This window comes from Kitasatospora sp. NPDC024654, from assembly GCF_055559155.1.
In genome coordinates, this window is sequence record NZ_JBVHLF010000239.1 from 1 (window position 1) to 1,915 (window position 1,915).

2 protein-coding genes are annotated in these 1,915 nt (G+C 70.0%); one reads left to right on the top strand and one right to left on the bottom strand.

Features of this window, described 5'->3' with window-relative positions:
* Nucleotides 1-91: 91 nt before the first annotated feature.
* Nucleotides 92-1,138 (bottom strand): helix-turn-helix transcriptional regulator, encoded by a 1,047-nt coding sequence (locus tag ACZ38L_RS39275; protein ID WP_465702915.1) that lies wholly within the window; start codon nt 1,136-1,138, stop codon nt 92-94.
* A gap of 140 nt (nt 1,139-1,278) precedes the next feature.
* Here ACZ38L_RS39275 and ACZ38L_RS39280 point away from each other — a divergent pair, with 140 nt between their 5' ends.
* Nucleotides 1,279-1,824 carry a hypothetical protein gene (locus tag ACZ38L_RS39280; protein WP_465702917.1) on the top strand — a complete coding sequence of 182 codons (546 nt, stop codon included), beginning with the start codon at nt 1,279-1,281 and terminating at the stop codon, nt 1,822-1,824.
* The last annotated feature ends 91 nt before the right edge of the window (nt 1,825-1,915 follow it).

The following is a 1,915-nucleotide window of genomic DNA, read 5'->3' on the forward strand; positions in this document are numbered from 1 at the left end:
CACGACGGCGCAGCTCAGGCGGGTAGGAGGAAGGACGTGCCATGACTCGAATCCTTACACGAAATCGAGTCCCCACCGAACCCGGGGCGGTTCAGGAGAGAGTAGCGACCAACTCGTCGCGGCTGTTCACCCGGATCTTGCGATAGATGGCCTTGAGATGGTCGTTGGTCGTGTGCTGCGACAGGTCGAGGGTGTGGGAGATCTGTTTGCTGGAGCGGCCGTCCAGGACCTGGTCGATCACCGTGCGTTCCCGGGGCGTGAGGCCGTACCACGCGGCGACCGCGGGCAGCAGTTGGCCGGTACCGGCCGCCTGGACGGTGACGGCCACCTCGCCGCGTCGGGCGCCGGTCAGCCGTTGGGCCTGCAGCGCGGCGAAGCCGTGGCCGGTCGGGATGCGGCTGAGCACGGGCTCGCGCTGGCGGCGGGCGGCGGCCGCGACGTTCCAGAGCGTCAGCGAGAGATCCTCGTCCGTGTCGAGGATCATGTTGGGAAAGCACAGCCGGAGCCATTCGCGCCCGGTCGGGGTCGCGGAGGCGAGGCCGTCGTTCTCGTCGATGACGAGCACGCCAGGCGACATCGCGGTGCGCATGGGATGCGGCCTGGCGCGGCCGACGTAACCGCGCAGCGAGGCGGCCAGCGGCGCCGCAACCTGCCGCGCGTTGTCGATGTCGGCCGGGGTGAACGGCGGGCGGCGACGCTCGCGCAGCAGGATCAGCGTGCCCCAGTGCGCGGCGCGATCGACCAGGTCGAGCCGCATCTCGCTACCCCAGCCGTCGCCGGCCATGCTGTCGAGCAGCGGCACGATGCCCGGCGGCGCGGTGGCCGTCGTGTCCAGCACCGCGACAGTTGGGCGGCTCGTGGGCCGGTCGGCGGGTCGCCGGGGCGGGTAAGGCTGCTGATCGAGCAGCCCGGCCGCCTTGATGCGGCGGAAGTGGGCGCAGCTGTAGCCCTGGTGCTCGACCAGGAAGCAGCCGATGCCGGTGACCGGATCCTTACCGGAAAGCATGTACCCGTCGTGCGGCACGAGCCGGTGCAGCTGGCGGGCCAGCTCGCCGCCGAGGTCGGCCAAGCTGTCGGCGCGTGCGGCAGCCTGCCGCGCGGCGTGGGCGACGAGCAGCGGCGCGGGCGCGGGGGACACCGCAGGAGTATCGCAAGCGGCTCCCCCTAGGTCTAGGGATATGCGCCGCCTATCCGGGGGGCGGACAGTGAAACCCGGCCGGGCAGGCATTGCCCTGCCGTTCACTATCAGTGAGCAGAGGCAGAGGATTAGGAGTACTCGTGCGTCGATTCCTGCTGGTTGCCCTGTCCGTTTCCGCCCTACTCGCAGGTGGCACGGTGTCCGCCGCCGCGAGCAGCGCCGACGCGGGGTCCGCGCCGTCTGCCGCGTCGCACGACGGCTGGATACCCGAGGCGTTCCCGCCGTCATACGACGCGCCCGCCGGGCTGCTGTGCGACTTCCCCGTGCACTGGGACATAACGGTGAACCAGGTGCGCACGAAGGTCGTCGAGACCTACCCGGACGGCAAGCCCGAGCGGCAGCTGGCTACCGGTGCGCTGTTCCTCAACGTCAGCAACGCCGCCACCGGCGCGAGCGCCCTCGTGGACGCCAGTGGCAGCGCTGTGATCGAATACGGTACTGACGGCTCAATGGTCTGGCACGTGGTCGGGCCGGTCATCGCGGGCGTGCGCGCGGGCTTCAGCAACCTGCCGCGCGGCCTCTACACCATCGACGGCGTCTACCGGATCGAGTTCAGCGCGACGGGATTCAAGACCGTCACGCTCGTGCACGGCACTATCCACAACCTCTGCGACGACCTCGGCTAGTGCTGCTCCGCGTTAATTCGTGGAGGGGTGTTGATCAAGTGGCCGGGCCGCCGAGGTAGAGGCCGCAGGCACAGTCGAAGCAGTCCTCGGG